The organism is Rubrivirga marina (genome assembly GCF_002283365.1).
Classification (GTDB): Bacteria; Bacteroidota; Rhodothermia; order Rhodothermales; family Rubricoccaceae; genus Rubrivirga; species Rubrivirga marina.
In genome coordinates, this window is the sequence record NZ_MQWD01000001.1 from 4,139,205 (window position 1) to 4,154,698 (window position 15,494).

Below are 15,494 nucleotides of genomic sequence, written 5' to 3' on the forward strand. Positions count from 1 at the left end.
GCCTATCTGGACTAGATCTAAGTTTGGACCCAGTCCAGATAAGGCTCTATGCCCACACCGCCCCCCCTCTCCGACCTTCGCCTCGCCCAATCTGACCGGGGCGTCGTGGCGCGGTGCCCATGCTGTGGCGACCTCGACCTCCAGTTCGACGGCGTCGGCGTGACGCTCTCGTCGGCGCAGCTCCGTCAGATGCGGCGCGCGCTAGCCGCCGTCCACGCCGAAAAGGACGCACGTTGGGGGTGGGCCCTCCGTACGGAGACCACGCGGGAGTCGGCGGTCTTCCGCCTCGTCGGCGACGACGCCGAAGACCTGGCGGGCCTCCTCGACGCGGCCGTAGCCGTCCTAGACCTGGATGCCCTCCTCCTCAACGCGCTCGCCCCTCGCCCCACCGCGTGATGCGGATCGCCCTCCTCACAGCGCTCCTCGCCGTGTCGGTGCCCGCCGCTGCGGGGCAGGTCGTCCGCGGGCGCGTCACGGACACCGATACGGGCGCCCCCGTCGTCGGCGCAGCGATTCGGGCGTCCGAGCGCGGCTCGGCCGCCGGTGCAGACGGCGCCTTCCTCCTCACGCTCCCCGAGGCGGGGGAGGCCGCGCTCCGCATCACGGCCGTCGGGTACCAGCCGGTCGAACAGACCGTGGCAGTCGCCCCCGGCGACACGCTCCGCCTCGACGTCGCGCTCGCCCCCCGCGAGATCCGAACCGACCGCGTCGTCGTGACGGCCACGCGGACGGCGAAGGCGCTCGAAGACGTCGCCGTCCCGACGACGGTCGTCGACGCCGAGACGATCCGCCGGCAGGGCGCCGTCCGCCTCGGCGACGTGCTGGAGACGGTCCCCGGCCTCCAGCTCTTCGACGACCACGGCGGCGGCGTCCAAGTCCAGGGCTTCTCGTCCGACTACACCCTCGTCCTGCTCGACGGCGAGCCCGTCATCGGGCGGACGGCCGGGACGCTCGACGTGGACCGGCTGACGGTCGCGGGCGTCGAGCGGGTCGAGGTCGTCGCGGGGCCGTCGTCGTCGCTCTACGGGAGCGAGGCGCTCGCGGGCGTGGTCAACCTCGTGACGGCGCTGCCGGCGCCGGGGACCGAAGCGGGCGCGCTCCGCCTCCGCGCCGGCTCGTACGGGCAGACCGACGCGACGGCCGAGGCGGCTCTGGGGCGCGATGGCTGGGCCGCCCGCACGTTCGTCAACCGGTTCGGCTCCGCCGGGTACGACCTCACGCCCGACGCCTTTGGCCCGACCGTCCCGGCCTTCACCGACTGGACGGCCGACCTCCGCGCCCGCGCCAACCTCGGCGCCGCTCGGCTGAGCCTCGGTGCGCGCCTCGCCGCGCAGGACCAGTCCGGCGCGTTCGCAGGCCTCGAGGATGGCGCCGAGGTTCGCTACGACGACACGGCCAGCCGCCTCGACTGGAGCGTCCACCCCGAGCTCGCGCTCCCCCTCGGGGAGCGGTTCCGCCTCACGACGACGCTCTACGGGGCCCGCTACGCGACTGAGACCCGCTACCGCCGGCAGTCCGACGGCAGACTCTTTTACTCGGACGACTTCGACCAGCGCTATTCGAAGGCCGAGGCGCAGCTCGACGCGCTCTGGAGCGCGCGGCACCTGACCGTCGTCGGGGCCGGCGCCATCGACGAGCGACTCGCAGGCGACCGCTACGGCGAGGACGCGGCCGGGGCGGCGCCGAGCGCGCAGCAGGTCTACGCCTTCGCCCAGCACGAGTGGGCCCTGTCGCGGCTCCTCGAGGTGAATGCGAGCGCCCGGTTCGACGCGCACTCCGACTACGCGGCCCGGCTCACGCCGAAGCTGTCGGTGCTGGCCCGCCCGAGCGACGCCCTGCGCCTGCGGGCGAGCGTCGGGAGCGGGTTCAAGGCGCCGGCCTTCCGGCAGCTCTACCTCTCGTTCACGAACGCCGCCGCCGGCTACAGCGTGTTCGGGTCTACCCGCCTCGAAGAAGGACTCCGAGCCCTCGACGAACAGGGCCAGCTCGCGCAGGTCTTCCTCGACCCGGCCGCGCTCGGCGCCATCGAGGCCGAGAGCTCCGTCGCCTTCAACGTCGGCGCCGCGGTCGACCTCACGCCGGCCCTCAGGGTCGAGGCCGGCGCGTTCTGGAACGAGGTCTCGGACCTCATCGAGACCCAGCCCGTCGCGCAGAAGACGAACGGGCAGTCTGTCTTCGGCTACTTCAACCTCGACCGGGTCTACACGCGCGGGCTCGACGCCCAAGTCACGGCCCGGCCGCTGGGGGGCGTCGAGGTCGTGGGCAGCTACCAGTTCCTGCAGGCCCGCGACCGCGACCTCGTCGAGGCGCTGGAGACGGGGACCGTCTTCGGGCGCGACCTCGACGGGCGCGACACGCGCCTCACCGTCGGCGACTACGGGGGCCTGTTCGGCCGGTCGCCGCACGCCGCCATGCTCCGCGCGACGCTCACGAGGGGGTCCGCCTCGGCGTCGCTGCGGGGACGCTGGCGGAGCCGCTACGGCTACCGCGACCTCGACGGCAACGGCCTCGCCAACCGCGACGACGAGTTCGTCCCCGGCTACGCCGTCCTCGACCTCACGCTCACGAAATCGTGGGCGACGCCCGCCGGCCGCCTCCAGGCCCAGGCCGGCGCGGAGAACCTCCTCGACGTCACGCGCTCGACGCTCGTGCCGTCCCTGCCGGGCCGCACGCTCTTCGCGTCGCTCGGCCTCTCGCTGTAACCCCCACTTCCACCGCGTGCTCACCCCACGCCGCCTCATGACCCGCCTCCCCCTCTTCGCCCTCGCGGGCGCCCTCGCCCTCTCTGCCTGCGACGCGACCGAGGCCGACGAGGTCGTCGACCTCAAGGCCCAGGTCGCCGCCGACGTCGAGGCCGACCCGACCACGGGCCGCGACCCCGTGACGGGCGCCCCGATCGCCAACGACCTGTTCACGCTCTACGACCTCGACGCGGGCGAGGTCGTCCTGTCGTCGTCCGAGACCGACCCGGCCGTCCGCGCGGCCGACTCGACCTCGACGGCCTGGGACCTCGGCTTCCGCGGGACGACGATCATCGTCAACGGCGGCACGAGCGGCCCGGGCGAGGGCTCGGCCCAGCTCCTCACCGAGGCCTTCGCCGACGTGACCGAGGCGCCCGCCACCGGCTATTTCGCCGACGGCGAGAACCCCAACTGCCCGGCCGTCGAGACGCCCGGTGGGACGTTCCCCGGCGCGCCGTATGCCATCTGCACGGGCGGCGACAACGGCTGGTACAACTACAACCCCGCGAACAACCTGATCGCGCCGATCCCGGGCCGGACGATCGCCCTCACGACGGGCGACGGCGACTACGCCAAGGTCCGGATCCTGAGCTACTACCGGGGCAACCCGACCCCGCCGGACCCCTCGGCCCCGAGCCGCTACTACACGTTCGAGTACGTCGTCCAGCCCGACGGCTCGCGCGACTTCCTGACGACGGCCGCCGAGTAGCGCTCGCAGGCCCCCGACACCGCCCCTCCCCCGTTTTCATGATGTCCCGCCCTCTCCTCGTCGCCCTCCTCGCGCTCCTGATGCCGAGCGCGATGGCCCAGTCCGCCGACACGCCCGGCCTCCTCGTGATGGCCCACGGCGGTGACCCCGCCTGGAACGCCTCGGTCGAGGACGCGCTCGCCCCGCTCCGCGAGCTCTACCCCGTCGCCCTCGCCTTCGGAATGGCCGACCCGGCCTCGCTCGGTGCCGGCCTCGGGGAGCTCGCGGACCAAGGCGCCGAGCGCGTGGCCATCGTCCGACTGTTCCTCGACGGACGCTCGTTCCTCCACCAGACCGAGTACTTCCTCGGGCTCCGGGACGACCCGCCCGCCCAGTTCGTCCTCCACGGCGCGCACGGGGCGCCGGCCGGCCGCGGGGCCGGGAGCGGACACGGGGCCACCCGTGGGCACGCTCAGGCCGGGCATGGAAGCGGGCACGCCGCCGGGCACGGGGCCGCGTCGGCGACGCCGGAGCCCGTCGCCCACGGCCTCGACCTCGCCCTCTCGCTCGACGGGCTCATGAAGGCCGACGAGGTCGCTCTGATCCTGGCCGCACGGGCAGAGGCGATCAGCCAGTCGCCCTCAGAGGAGTCGGTCCTCGTCCTCGCCCACGGCACCGGCGACGACGTCGAGAACGCGCGGTGGATCGCGGCGATGGAGCGCCTCACGGGCGACCTCCGCGCCGACGGCTACCACGCGGTCCGCGTCGAGACGCTCCGGGAGGACTGGCCGGAGCCGCGCGCAGCGGCCGAGCGGGCGATCCGCGGGTACGTCGAGGCCGAGACCGAGGCGGGCCGGCGCGTGCTCGTCGTCCCGTTCCGGCTGTCGGGCTTCGGGCCGTACCGCGACGTGCTCGAGGGGCTCGACTACACGGCATCGGAGGCCGGCATCCTCCCGCACGCCGCCGTGACGGACTGGGTGGACCGGGAGTACCGCGCGCTCGTCGCCCGCGCGGGCTGGGCGTCCCCCACGCCCTGAAACCCGCGCGGTGCGGATCCGTCCGCGCCGTACGTTGACGTCCTCCCCGCCCGACGTCGGGCGGGGCCGCCCCATGGCTCGAACCTCGTCCATCGCCGCCCGCCTCGTGCTCGTGCTCGCGCTGCTCGTGAGCACGCAGGGCGCGCTGTTGGTGCGCGGCCTGTTCGAGGTGCGCCAGGAGTGGATCTCGGAGCACCTCTGCGAGAACCGGAACCACCCGGAGCGCGAGTGCAACGGGATGTGCGTGCTCAAGCGCCAGATGGAGGAGCATAGCCACCACGGGGACGAGGGAGGGACGGAGGCGATCCTCACGATGCCCACCGTGATCGCGCTCCTCGCGCCCGAGGCCACGGTCCCCCCGGACCGCTGGCGGAAGGCGACGACGCCCACGGTGGGCGACGAGCGGGTGCCCGACGGAGGCGCCCTGGAGGGCGTGTTCCGTCCGCCGAGGGTCGGGTAGAGACCGCCCGCCCGCTCCCTGACCGGACCTCCGCGCCGCGTCGCGCACGCCTGCCAAGCCGTGCCGACGCGGGGTGCGCGGACGCGATCCGCGTGGAGGGGAGTCCGGGTGGGCGACGTGGTTTGGCCGCCGACCGGTGGCCTCTCGTCCCCGTTCCCGACTCTCATTCTCATGTCTCGCACTCCCCATTGGGGCGCCGTGCTCGTCGCGCTGGCGCTCCTCCTCGGGCCGCCCGCCGCGGCCCAGGTGTCCTCCACCGCCGTCTCCGGCCGCGTCCTCGACGCGGAGACCGAGGCGGCCCTCCCCGGCGTCACCGTCCTCGTGGACGGCAGCACGCTCGGGACCTCGACCGACGAGACCGGCCGGTTCCGGTTCGTCCTCCCCCGCCCCGAGGCCACGCTCACGGTCTCGTTCATCGGCTACCGCACCGAGCGCGTCGCCGCCCACGCAGGGGGCGACCTGACGGTCCGCCTCGCGCCGTCGACTTCGGACCTCCAGCCCGTCGTGGTGACGGGCAGCCGGACGGCCCGGGCCCGGGCCGAGGCGCCCGTCGCCCTCTCCGCCATCACGGCCGCCGACCTCCAGGCGACGCGGCCCAACCTCCTCGCCGACGCGCTCAACCGCGCGCCCGGCGTCTACATGGCTGACCTCGGCAACGAGCAGCACGCCATGTCGATCCGCCAGCCGATCTCGTACAAGCCGTTCTACGTCTACCTCGAGGACGGCGTGCCGATCCGGCCGGCCGGGCTGTTCAACCACAACGCGCTCATCGAGGTCAACATGGCCGCGGCGGACCAGATCGAGATCGTCCGCGGGCCGGGCTCGTCGCTCTACGGGGCCGGCGCCATCGGCGGCGCCGTCAACGTCTCGACGCCGGCGCCCAGCGTGGCGCCGCTCGGCGAGGTCGCCCTCCGGGGCGGCGGCGCGGGCTACGGCCGGGCCGACCTCGAGGTGTCGGGGACGGCCGGCGGGACCGGCCTCTACGCCGGCGGCTACGTCGCCGGCCAGCGCGGCGGCTTCCGCGAGCACTCGGACTACGAGAAGGCCTCGCTGTCACTCCGTGCCGACCGCGCCCTCGGCGACTGGCAGCTCTCAGCGACGGCCTCGCTCCACTCGCTCACGACCGACACCGACGGCTCGCTCGACAGCACCAACTTTTTCGGGAACGGCGTGACGAGCCAGCAGACGTTCACCAACCGGGAGGTCCGCGCCGGCCGCGCCTCGCTCCGCGCCGACCGCGTCTGGAGCGCCAGACAGCGGACGACGGCGACGCTCTTCGGCCGCGCCAACCGCGTCGGCCAGACGCCGCACTACCGACTCCGCCTGAACGCGGCCGACCCGACCCGCGCCTCCGGCGAGGTCAACGACAACGCGTTCCAGAGCGTCGGCCTGCTCGCCCAGCACGAGGCGGTGTTCTCGCGCGCCCGGCTCCTCGTCGGCGGGATCGTGGACCTCACGCCGGCCGGCTACGTGGCGAACTACATCGACGTCCGGCGCGACCCGGCGACCGGCGTGTTCACGGGCTTCACCGCCACCGACTCGCTCCTCACCGACTACGACGTCACGCTCACGAACCTCGCGGCGTTCGCGCAGGGCGAGGTCGAGCCGGTCGAGCGCCTCAAGCTGGTCGCGGGCGTCCGCGTCGACCGCGTGGGGTACGACCTCGACAACCACCTCCCATCCGGCTCGTTCTCCGGCGCGGCCGACCGCTCGGACACGTTCTCGCGCGTCACGCCGCGCGTCGGCGCCGTCTACGCGGTCACGCCGCAGACGGGGCTCTACGCGAACGCCAGCCAGGGCTTCCTCCCGCCCGAGGCCGGCGAGCTGTACCGGGGCGTCCAGGTCCCGACGCTCCGCCCGGCGACGTTCGACTCGTACGAGATCGGCGGATTCGTTCAGGCCTTGGGCGGTCGACTCGCCGCGGACGCGTCGGTGTACCGGATGACGGGCCAGGACGAGATCGTCTCCGTCCGCCAACCCGACGGGTCGAGCCAGGACCAGAACGCGGGCGCGACGCGGCACGAGGGCGTCGAACTCGCGCTCGCCATCCAGCCGGCGTCGGCCGTCACCGTCCGGCTCTCAGGCACGGCTGCGCAGCATACGTACCTCGACTTCCTCGTCGACGAGCGCGAGGGCCGCGAGCTCCGCTACGACGGGAACCGGATGGAGCTCGCGCCCGAGCACGTCGTCAACGCCGAGGTGGCCGTGCGGCCGCCCGCCCTCCGCGGGCTCCGCCTCGCGGCCGAGGTCCAGCGCGTCGGGCCGTACTGGATGGACCCGCAGAACACCGCGCGCTACGACGGGCACACGGTCCTCAACCTCCGCGCGCAGTACGCGGGCGACCGCCTCGGCGGGCTCGAGCTGTGGGCGAACCTCCTCAACGCCACCGACGCGCTCTACGCGACGACGGCCGCGGTCTCGTTCGGGCGGAAGCAGTACACGCCCGGCCTCCCGCGCTCCGTCACGGTCGGTCTCGGCTACCACTTTGGACGATGACCCGCCTCCCGATGACCCGCTCCCTCCTCCTCGCGCTCGCGGTCACCCTCGGCGCGTGCGGCCCGCCCGATTCGTCCGCCTCCCCGTCCGACGCGCCCTCCGGCGTGATCGAGGGCGCGGCGGCGCCCGTGGTCACGGCCAACGCCGTCGCCTGGGTCGAGGGTGACGGCGACGCCCGCCGCCTCGTCGTTCTTCCGGACGGAGCCGAGGTCTCCGTCGAGGTGGCTCGCGGGCAGATCTCGGCGCACGGCCAGGCCGGTCCGCGCCTCGCCCCTGGCCCCGACGGCACGCTCTACGTCGCCTTCGTCGAAGAACGGGCCGTCGAGGGGCGCCGCTTCCCCGCGTCCGATCTCAAGCTGGCCCGGTCCGTCGACGGCGGCCGGACGTGGGCCGCGCCCGTGGCGGTCCACCCCGACCCCGGCTTCCCGACCGGCCACACGTTCCACGACCTCGCCGTGGGCCCCGACGGCGCGGTCTATGTGAGCTGGCTCGACGGGACGGCGAAGGACCGCTACCGGATCGAGCACGCCGCCGAGGCGGACGAAGCCCGCGGAGCGCACGGCCACCACGGCGCGCCGGACGAGCCGGGTACGGACCTCGCCGTGGCCCGATCCACCGACGGCGGGCGGACGTTCTCCGCTCCCGTCGTCGTCGCCAAGGGGACGTGCGAGTGCTGCCGGACGGCCCTCGCCGTCGCCGACGACGGCGTGCTCTACGCCGCGTGGCGCCACGTCTTCCCGGGGACGGAGCGCGACCTCGCCCTGGCCCGCTCGACCGACGGCGGCGCGACGTGGTCCGAGCCGACGCGCGTGCACGAGGACGGCTGGGCCATCGAGGCGTGCCCCCACGCCGGCGGCGCCCTGGCCGTTGCCGCCGACGGCGCCGTGACGGTCGCCTGGCCGACGGGCGCCGACGGGCGCTCCGGCACGTGGCGCGCGACCTCGACCGACGGCGGCGCGACGTTCGGCGCGCCCGAGCCGCTCCTGACGAACGCGCCGCTCGGCCAGGTCGCCGCCGCGCGCGACGGCCGGGGCCGGCTGTGGCTCGCCTGGGAGGATCCCCGCTCGACCGACGTGTTCGTCCACCGCCCCGGCGCCCCCGACACGGTCCGCGTGGCCGGCGCGGCGCCCGCCCTCACCGGCACCGCCGACGGCTGGCGGCTCGCCTGGGCGACCGAGGGCGGCGCCCGGGTCGCGTCCGGCTCCTGACCGCGCCCGCCCGCCTCGGTGCCCTCATGGAGCGACCGAGGCGGGCGGCGTCGGGTCAGTGCGCGTCGAGCCAGTTGTCGGCCACGCCGACCTCGACCACGATGGGCACGTCGCCGAGCGGGAGCGCGGCCTTCATCTGCTCCGACACGAACTGGGAGACCGCGTCGACGTCGCCCTCGGGCACCTCGAACACGAGCTCGTCATGGACCTGGAGGATCATCCGGGCGCCCTCAGACACGTCGGCCAGCCCCTGGTGGATGGCGATCATGGCGATTTTGATCATGTCGGCCTGCGTACCCTGGATCGGCATGTTCACCGCGATCCGCTCGGCGTAGGCCCGGTCGTTCGGGTTGCGGGACGTGATCTGCGGGACGTAGCGGCGCCGGCCCAGCAGCGTCTCGACGTAGCCGCGGTCGCGGGCCTCCTCCATCAGCCCGTCTAGGAACTGGATGACGCGCGGGTACGACTGGCGGTACTGGTCGATGAGCGCCTGCGCCTCCTTGTTGCCGATCCGGAGCCGGTTGGCAAGGCCGAAGGCCGAGATGCCGTACGGGATGCCGTAGTTGACCTGCTTGACGCGGTCGCGCTGGCCGCGCGTGACGTCGTCGTAGTCCACGTCGAACACGCGCGCGGCCGTCGCCGTGTGGATGTCCTTCTCCTCGGCGAACGCCTGTATCAGGTCCGGGTCGCCCGACATGTGGGCGATGATGCGGAGCTCGATCTGCGCGTAGTCGGCCGCCATCAGGACGTGGCCGGGCTCCGCCACGAACGCCTTGCGGATCTCCTTCCCCAGGTCCGTCCGGATCGGGATGTTCTGGAGGTTCGGGTTCGTCGACGACAGCCGGCCCGTCGCGGCGACCGTCTGGTTGTAGTCGGTGTGGACGCGGCCCGTGTCGGGGTGGATCAGCTCCGGGAGCTTGTCGACGTAGGTGCTCTTGAGTTTGGAGACCTGCCGCCAGTCGAGGATGAGGGCCGGGAGGACGTGCTCCTGGGCGAGCTCGCTCAGGACGCGCTCGTCGGTCTTCGGCTGGCCCGTCCGCGTCTTGCCGAGCGGCTGGAGGCCGAGCCCGAACGTCGGCGCTTCTTCCGACAGCTGCTTCTTGGTCTTCGGCTTCTCGCCCTCCGGCGTCTCGCCCGCCTCGTAGTCCCTCATGTCCTGGAGCCAGGTCTGGTAGGCCTGGTGGTCCTCGTCCGTCGGCGGGTCGTTGAACAGGACCTCGCCGATCTGCTTGGGCGATCCGATCGTGAACTCGCGCCCGGCCTGCTCATAGATCTGCGTCTCGAGGTCCGCCATCTGCGCCTCCAGCCCCTCGCGGATCTCGGCCAACACCTTTTCGTCGACCTTGACGCCGGCCATCTCCATGGCCGCGAGGACGGGGACGAGCGGGAACTCGATCTCCTCCGCGATCTGGAGCAGCCGGCCCTTCCCGCCGTCGACCTCCCGGAGCGCCTCGGTGAGCACAGGGACGAGGCGGAGCGTCACGTCGGCGTCCTCGCAGGCGTACGGGCCAACGTCCTCGACCGGTACCTGGTCCATCGTGATCGCGTTTTTGCCGGTCCCGATGAGGTCGGTGATCGGCTGCGGCCGGTAGTTGAGGTGGAAGCTGGCGACGTCGTCCATCTTGTGGCTCGCCTCCGGGTTGAGGAGGTAGTGGGCCACCATCGTGTCGAAGAGCGGGCCGCGGACCGTCACGCCGTGTCGGGCCAGGACTTCGAGGTCATACTTCACGTTGTGCCCGACCTTCGGGAGGTCGGGGTTCTCGAGCGCGGCGCGGATGGCGTCGAGGGCGTCCGCCTCGGGCGTCCCGTCGGGGAGCGGCGTCGGGAGGTAGACGGCGCGCCTCTCCTGCTTCGCCAGCGACACGCCGACGAGACGGGCGTGCATCGGGTCGGTCGAGGTCGTCTCCGTGTCGAACGACAGCCGCTCGGCGCCGTCGACCACCTCCACGGCGGCGTCGAGGTCGTCCTTCTCGTAGACCGTCGTGTACTCGACGGCGTCCTCGTCCATCGCCGTGACCGGCGTGTACGGGCCGAAGTCGAACGAGAGGGACGGGTCGTCCTCGGGGAGCGTCGTGAACGCGCGGCCGGGCTGGCCGTCGGCCCGCTTTCGCTGGCGGCCGGCGGCGTAGTCGCGGACGCGGTTGCGGAGCCGCGCTCCGAAGCCGACCTCGTTGAAGAGCGCCTCGACCTCGTCGAGGTCGGGGTCGGTCCGGCGGAGCGTGTGCCAGTCGAGGTCGAGCGGGACGTCGCAGCGGATCGTGACGAGCTTCTTCGAGAGGCGGGCGTCGTCGGCGTGGTCCGTCATGCCCTCGCGGGCGCGCTTGCCCTTGAGGTCGTCGGCGTGCTCGATGAGCGCCTCGACCGAGCCGTACTGGTCGAGGAGCTTGATGGCCGTCTTCTCGCCGATGCCCGGCACGCCCGGCACGTTGTCCGACGCGTCGCCCATGAGCGCGAGGATGTCGATGAACATCGGGGGCTCGAGCCCGCCGTACTTCTCGCGGAAGGTCTCCGGCGTCTCGCGGTCGAACGTCTCGCCCATGTAGGGCGGCCGGAGCATCGAAATGCGATCCGAAAGCAACTGGCGGAAGTCCTTGTCCGCCGAGAAGATGACGGCGTCGACGCCCTCGTCCTCGGCCCGCTTGGCGAGCGTCCCGATCACATCGTCGGCCTCGACGCCCTCGACCTCGAGGACGGGGATGTCGAACGCCTCCACGAGCCGCTTGATGAGCGGGATGTTCGACTTGATCTCCGGCGGCATGGGCGGCCGGTGGGCCTTGTAGTCGTCGTAGAGCTGGTCGCGGAAGGTGGGCTTGCCCCCGAGCTTGTCGAACACGACGGCGATGTGCTCGGGCTGGTGGTCCTCGAGGAGCTTGAGGAGCGCGCTGGTGAAGCCGTAGAGCGTCCGCGTGTCGGTACCGTCGGGCGAGTTGAGCGTCGCGTTCTTCATCGAGAAGAAGGCCCGGTAGGCGAGGGCCATCGCGTCGGCGAGGAAGAGCGTCTCGCGGGCGGAGTCGTCGCCGAGGTGGTCGAGCGCGTCGTCGTCGAGGTCGTCGGGAAGCGAGACGACGACCTCGGCCTCGGGGGCGGGGTCGGCGGCGTCGAAGAGGGAGGGCTGGTCGGCCATCGTCGGGGGCGTCGGGGTCGGTCGGAAGAGGCTAACGCCGGGGACGTGACGGGGGTTTGTCAGCGCGGCGGGTTCCGAAGGGTGCGACGGCACGACCGGGCCGGCGGGTTCTCTTTCCATGAAACCCCCGCTTCTCAGGAGCCTCCCCTGCCCCCCGCTGCCCCGCCTGCGTATTTCCGAGGACCTCTTCCCCTCGCCCCCATGCCCGTCCTCCTCTTCGACATCGACGGCACGCTGCTCCAATCGAACGGCGTCGGCCGGCAGTCCGTGAACGCGGCGCTCGCGGCCCTCGCCGGCGAGACGTTCGACTTTTCCGACATCACGTTCTCGGGCAAGACGGACCGCCAGATCTTCCGCGAGGTCCTGGAGGCCGGCCGCCGCTGCGGGCTCGACGTCTCGGCGGACCAGGCCGACCGGTTCGGCGAGCTGTACCAGCGGGAGATGGAGCAGAACCTCCCCGCTGCCACCGTCGAGGCGCTCCCGGGCGCCGTCGACCTCGTCCGCCAGTTGGCCGACGACGACGCCGAGGTGGGGATGCTCACGGGCAACCTCGAGCCGCTGGCCTACGCCAAGGTCGAGCGGATCGGGCTGGGCGAGGCCGAGCTCCCGTTCGGCGCCTTCGGCAGCGACCACCACGACCGGAACGCGCTCCCGGCCGTCGCCGCGCAGCGCGCGTCGGAGCGCTACGGCCGCGAGGTCCCAACGTCGGAGCTCGTCATCATCGGCGACACGCCGCGCGACATCGCGTGCGCCCGCGCCGCCGGCGCTCTCGTGGTCGCCGTGGCCACGGGCCGGTTCGACGCCCGCCAGCTCCGCGAGGCCGACGTCGTGCTCGACTCGCTGGAGGCGTTCTCGCTCGACGCGCTCCCGGCCGCGGCCTGAGGCGCCGGCCCCGCCCGCCTCGGCGCCGAGGCGGGCGGACTCGCTACCGGACCACCGTCACGCGCCGCGTCGCCGTCGCGCCGCCGGCCACGACGCGGACGACGTACACGCCGGCCGGCACGTCGCCGAGGTCGAGCGCCAACCGATCCGCGCCGGGCGCGGCGCGCACGACGCGGACGCGGCGCCCGAGCAGGTCGACGACCTCGGCCCGCAGCTCGCGCGCTCCGTCCGCCTCGATCGTCACGCGGCCGACGCTGGGGTTCGGGTAGAGCGCGACGGCGAGACCACCTTCCGGTCCGTCCTCGGCGGCGACCGTCTCGGGCGCGAAGGCCCGCCGCGCGAGCGTCCCGTCGAGGACGAACGGGTTCTCCGAGCGCTGACGCGTCTCGATCCAGGCGCTCCGCGCGCGCTCCTCGTCGTCGGCTGGGTCCATGTCGTTCCAGCTCAGGAGGTCCTGGAGCATCCCGTCGAAGAAGGCGTCGCCGGACGACGTGATGGCGTTCGGGTAGATCGTGTAGAAGTAGAACACGGCGCGAGCCGCGTTCCCCTTGTGGTCCTCTCGGGGCTCGAACAGGCCCGATCGGTCCTCACTCCACTCGTCGAGGTCGGCGGTGGGGATCGCCGACTGCGACGCCGCGCCGCGATACCACGTCGTCGTCTGGGCGTCGGGGATCTCGCCGAACGGCTTGTTGCCACGGGCGGAGTTCACGTCCTCCTTGGCCGGGAACAGGTTGTGGAGGTCCGAGCGAGCCGGCTCGTCGGCGGCGCCGAACGACTGGGGCCACGTGTGCTCGGCGTTGATCCCCTTGTCGAAGGCGTCCGTCGACGGGTCGGCGCCGGGCGTGAGCTCGACGCAGTAGCCGGTGTAGACGCCGCAGAGCTCGCCGTCGGCGTCCTGCTCGTACTGGTAGAGCTGGTCGCGGGCGAGATTGTAGCCGAGCGTCCGGAACGGCGTGTAGGTCGCGCGGAGCGAGTCGAGGAGTTGCTCGCCGGTGAAGTCCGGGAAGACCGAGGTCTGGGCGGGGGCGGCAGTGGCGAGGAGCCCCGCGAAGAGAGCGACGGTGAGGAGGCGCACGGGTGGTGGGGTCGGGTCCCCTTCAACATCGGACCGGGCCAGGCGGATCGTGTGGCCGCGTCGAGATCGCGCGGGATTTCCTCACCCAGCCCGCCTCGGCGTCGAGGCAGAGGCCCTACCGCAAACCGTTATGTGGTGTGGCCTGCGCTCAGTCCAGGGACACAATCCGGGGGGGAGAGGAGCGTGTCCGACAGCTCCCCGAGGCGGAGGGACTCGCGGGCTCGCAACGCCTGGAGTCGGCGGTCACCTTCACCGAAAGGCGCCCCTGGGGCTTCCAGGACGACTTGTTGGGGCGGGAGCGGCCGTCCTTCCGAGGCCGCCCCCCTGCTCCAACGCGCCCGAGATCGAGGGCTGGGGCGGCGCCAGCGTGGGTGAGCGCTCAGGCCATCGGCCAGGCCCTTTCGAGTGCCGTCGTTGCCGGGCCTGGGGTGTTTTCTATCATTGAGAGGCGTCCTTCCCCACCGGCTATGCCCACGTTTGACACGGATCGTGGTGCTCCCCTCCCATTCCGAGTACGCGCCTTCGCCGACGCGCTCAAGGTCGAGGGCCGCTCCCGAACCGCCGCCCGCGTCCGCGCGGCGGCCGACTCTTTCGAAGACCTCGTCGAGGCCGGTCAGCCCCGGAGGGCGCACCGCGAGCTCCGCCACACTCTGGCCGGTCTCGTCCCACTCCGGTGCCTCCCAACTCCGCCGCGCCTGGACCGCCCGCCGCACCCGAGACCCAGAGCGTAGATCGCGCCCGCCTCGAAGACTGCGCCAGCGCGGAGACCGGCTTCCGACGACCGCGCCCGCGACGGCCTCGGGCTCGTCGGCGAGCCCGAAGCCGCGCGGCGACTGGGCCCGACCACCTGTCGCGCTACGCGCCGAACCGGCGGAGCGTCCGCTCGACGGGCGCTCGGTAGCCGGCCCCGTGCGTGAGGTGGTTCGTGAGGTGGAACAGGTTGTAGACCTCGCACCGCACCCCGTACCCCGGCTCGAGGGGCCACGCCTCGCGGTAGGCCTCGTAGAACGAGCCGTCGAACCCGCCGAAGAGCTCGGTCATGGCGAGGTCCGCCTCGCGGTGACCGACGGACACGGCGGGGTCGATGAGGGCGAACCGGCCGTCGGCGGTGGGGACGGCGTTGCCGCCCCAGAGGTCGCCGTGGAGGAGCGACCGCGGGGGCCGCTCCGGGATCAACTCCGGGAGCCGACGGATGAGACCGTCGAGCAGACCGTCCCACGCCGCGTCCCACGCGCCGCGCTGGCGGACCGTCTCGGCCTGCGCCCGGAGCCGGTGCTCGCCGAAGAACGTCGGCCACGACGTCCGCCAGCCGTTCCGCTGCGGCTTGCTCCCGATCCAGTTGTCCGCGTCCCACCCGTAGCCGACACCCGGCGCATCGGAGCGGTGGAGCGCAGCGAGCGCCGCTCCGAACCGCCTCCAGGCGAGTACGGTCGGGTGCCCGCCCTCGATCCACGGGAGCACGAGGACGCCGGGGCCGTCACCGTCCGGGGCGCGTGTGGTGAGTGGCGTCGGCACCACGAGGTCGGGCCCGGCCGCCTCGGCGAGCGCCGCCAGCCCCTCAGCCTCGGCTGCGTACGTCTGCCCCGCCTCGCCCTCGGCCCACTTGACGAAGACGGCGCCGTCGCTCGTCTCGACGCGCGCGGCGTGCGAGACGTCGCCCCCACCCACCGGCTGAACCAGCCTCACGTCGCCGGCGGCGGATTCGACGGAGGTGCGGACGAGGTCGGGGAGTTCGAGAGCCATGAGCGCGCGGTGGGGTCACGTCCTCAACGCACACGGCCCG

The 15,494-nt window shown here is 73.0% G+C and carries 11 protein-coding genes; 8 read left to right on the forward strand and 3 right to left on the reverse strand.

Annotated elements, in window-relative coordinates:
* Positions 1–48: 48 nt before the first annotated feature.
* The 7 genes from BSZ37_RS22200 (at position 49) to BSZ37_RS17725 (ending at position 8,630) form a co-directional block, all read left to right on the forward strand.
* Complete coding sequence (locus BSZ37_RS22200) at positions 49–396, forward strand: hypothetical protein (RefSeq protein ID WP_179299738.1); 348 nt, start codon at positions 49–51, stop codon at positions 394–396.
* The gene (locus tag BSZ37_RS17700; protein ID WP_179299739.1) at positions 396–2,702 is read left to right on the forward strand and encodes a TonB-dependent receptor; all 2,307 of its coding nucleotides are present in this window, start codon (positions 396–398) and stop codon (positions 2,700–2,702) included. The genes BSZ37_RS22200 and BSZ37_RS17700 overlap by 1 nt, the downstream gene beginning before the upstream one ends.
* 37 nt (positions 2,703–2,739) lie before the next feature.
* A complete protein-coding gene (locus BSZ37_RS17705; RefSeq protein ID WP_095511829.1) occupies positions 2,740–3,450 on the forward strand; it encodes an HmuY family protein in 711 nt (236 codons plus the stop codon).
* A 41-nt stretch (positions 3,451–3,491) separates the two neighbouring features.
* The gene (locus tag BSZ37_RS17710; protein ID WP_143537715.1) at positions 3,492–4,466 is read left to right on the forward strand and encodes a sirohydrochlorin chelatase family protein; all 975 of its coding nucleotides are present in this window, start codon (positions 3,492–3,494) and stop codon (positions 4,464–4,466) included.
* A 73-nt stretch (positions 4,467–4,539) separates the two neighbouring features.
* The gene (locus BSZ37_RS17715) at positions 4,540–4,926 is read left to right on the forward strand and encodes a hypothetical protein (protein ID WP_095511831.1); all 387 of its coding nucleotides are present in this window, start codon (positions 4,540–4,542) and stop codon (positions 4,924–4,926) included.
* 171 nt (positions 4,927–5,097) lie between these two features.
* A complete protein-coding gene (locus tag BSZ37_RS17720; RefSeq protein WP_095511832.1) occupies positions 5,098–7,422 on the forward strand; it encodes a TonB-dependent receptor in 2,325 nt (774 codons plus the stop codon).
* An 11-nt stretch (positions 7,423–7,433) separates the two neighbouring features.
* Entirely contained in the window at positions 7,434–8,630 is a 1,197-nt protein-coding gene (locus BSZ37_RS17725; RefSeq protein ID WP_143537716.1) for a sialidase family protein, read from the forward strand.
* Positions 8,631–8,685: 55 nt separating this feature from the next.
* On the opposite strand, the gene BSZ37_RS17730 is transcribed toward BSZ37_RS17725, so the two are convergent.
* Positions 8,686–11,754, reverse strand: coding sequence for a DNA polymerase I (locus BSZ37_RS17730; RefSeq protein ID WP_179299740.1), 3,069 nt, complete (start codon positions 11,752–11,754; stop codon positions 8,686–8,688).
* 201 nt (positions 11,755–11,955) lie between these two features.
* Here BSZ37_RS17730 and BSZ37_RS17735 point away from each other — a divergent pair, with 201 nt between their 5' ends.
* Positions 11,956–12,636, forward strand: a complete 681-nt coding sequence (locus BSZ37_RS17735) for an HAD family hydrolase (RefSeq protein ID WP_095511835.1) — start codon at positions 11,956–11,958, stop codon at positions 12,634–12,636.
* Positions 12,637–12,679: 43 nt separating this feature from the next.
* Here the strand turns inward: BSZ37_RS17735 and BSZ37_RS17740 are convergent, their stop codons facing one another.
* Positions 12,680–13,711 carry an endonuclease gene (locus BSZ37_RS17740; RefSeq protein WP_095511836.1) on the reverse strand — a complete coding sequence of 344 codons (1,032 nt, stop codon included), beginning with the start codon at positions 13,709–13,711 and terminating at the stop codon, positions 12,680–12,682.
* 855 nt (positions 13,712–14,566) lie between these two features.
* Positions 14,567–15,454, reverse strand: coding sequence for a fructosamine kinase family protein (locus tag BSZ37_RS17745; protein ID WP_095511837.1), 888 nt, complete (start codon positions 15,452–15,454; stop codon positions 14,567–14,569).
* Positions 15,455–15,494: the final 40 nt, after the last annotated feature.

What these genes read in the sequence shown, in the direction of transcription:
- BSZ37_RS22200 (WP_179299738.1), top strand. Translation starts at nt 49, where the DNA reads ATGCCCACACCGCCCCCCCTCTCCGACCTTCGCCTCGCCCAATCTGAC.
- BSZ37_RS17700 (WP_179299739.1), top strand. Translation starts at nt 396, where the DNA reads ATGCGGATCGCCCTCCTCACAGCGCTCCTCGCCGTGTCGGTGCCCGCC.
- BSZ37_RS17705 (WP_095511829.1), top strand. Translation starts at nt 2,740, where the DNA reads ATGACCCGCCTCCCCCTCTTCGCCCTCGCGGGCGCCCTCGCCCTCTCT.
- BSZ37_RS17710 (WP_143537715.1), top strand. Translation starts at nt 3,492, where the DNA reads ATGTCCCGCCCTCTCCTCGTCGCCCTCCTCGCGCTCCTGATGCCGAGC.
- BSZ37_RS17715 (WP_095511831.1), top strand. Translation starts at nt 4,540, where the DNA reads ATGGCTCGAACCTCGTCCATCGCCGCCCGCCTCGTGCTCGTGCTCGCG.
- BSZ37_RS17720 (WP_095511832.1), top strand. Translation starts at nt 5,098, where the DNA reads ATGTCTCGCACTCCCCATTGGGGCGCCGTGCTCGTCGCGCTGGCGCTC.
- BSZ37_RS17725 (WP_143537716.1), top strand. Translation starts at nt 7,434, where the DNA reads ATGACCCGCTCCCTCCTCCTCGCGCTCGCGGTCACCCTCGGCGCGTGC.
- BSZ37_RS17730 (WP_179299740.1), bottom strand. Translation starts at nt 11,754, where the DNA reads ATGGCCGACCAGCCCTCCCTCTTCGACGCCGCCGACCCCGCCCCCGAG.
- BSZ37_RS17735 (WP_095511835.1), top strand. Translation starts at nt 11,956, where the DNA reads ATGCCCGTCCTCCTCTTCGACATCGACGGCACGCTGCTCCAATCGAAC.
- BSZ37_RS17745 (WP_095511837.1), bottom strand. Translation starts at nt 15,454, where the DNA reads ATGGCTCTCGAACTCCCCGACCTCGTCCGCACCTCCGTCGAATCCGCC.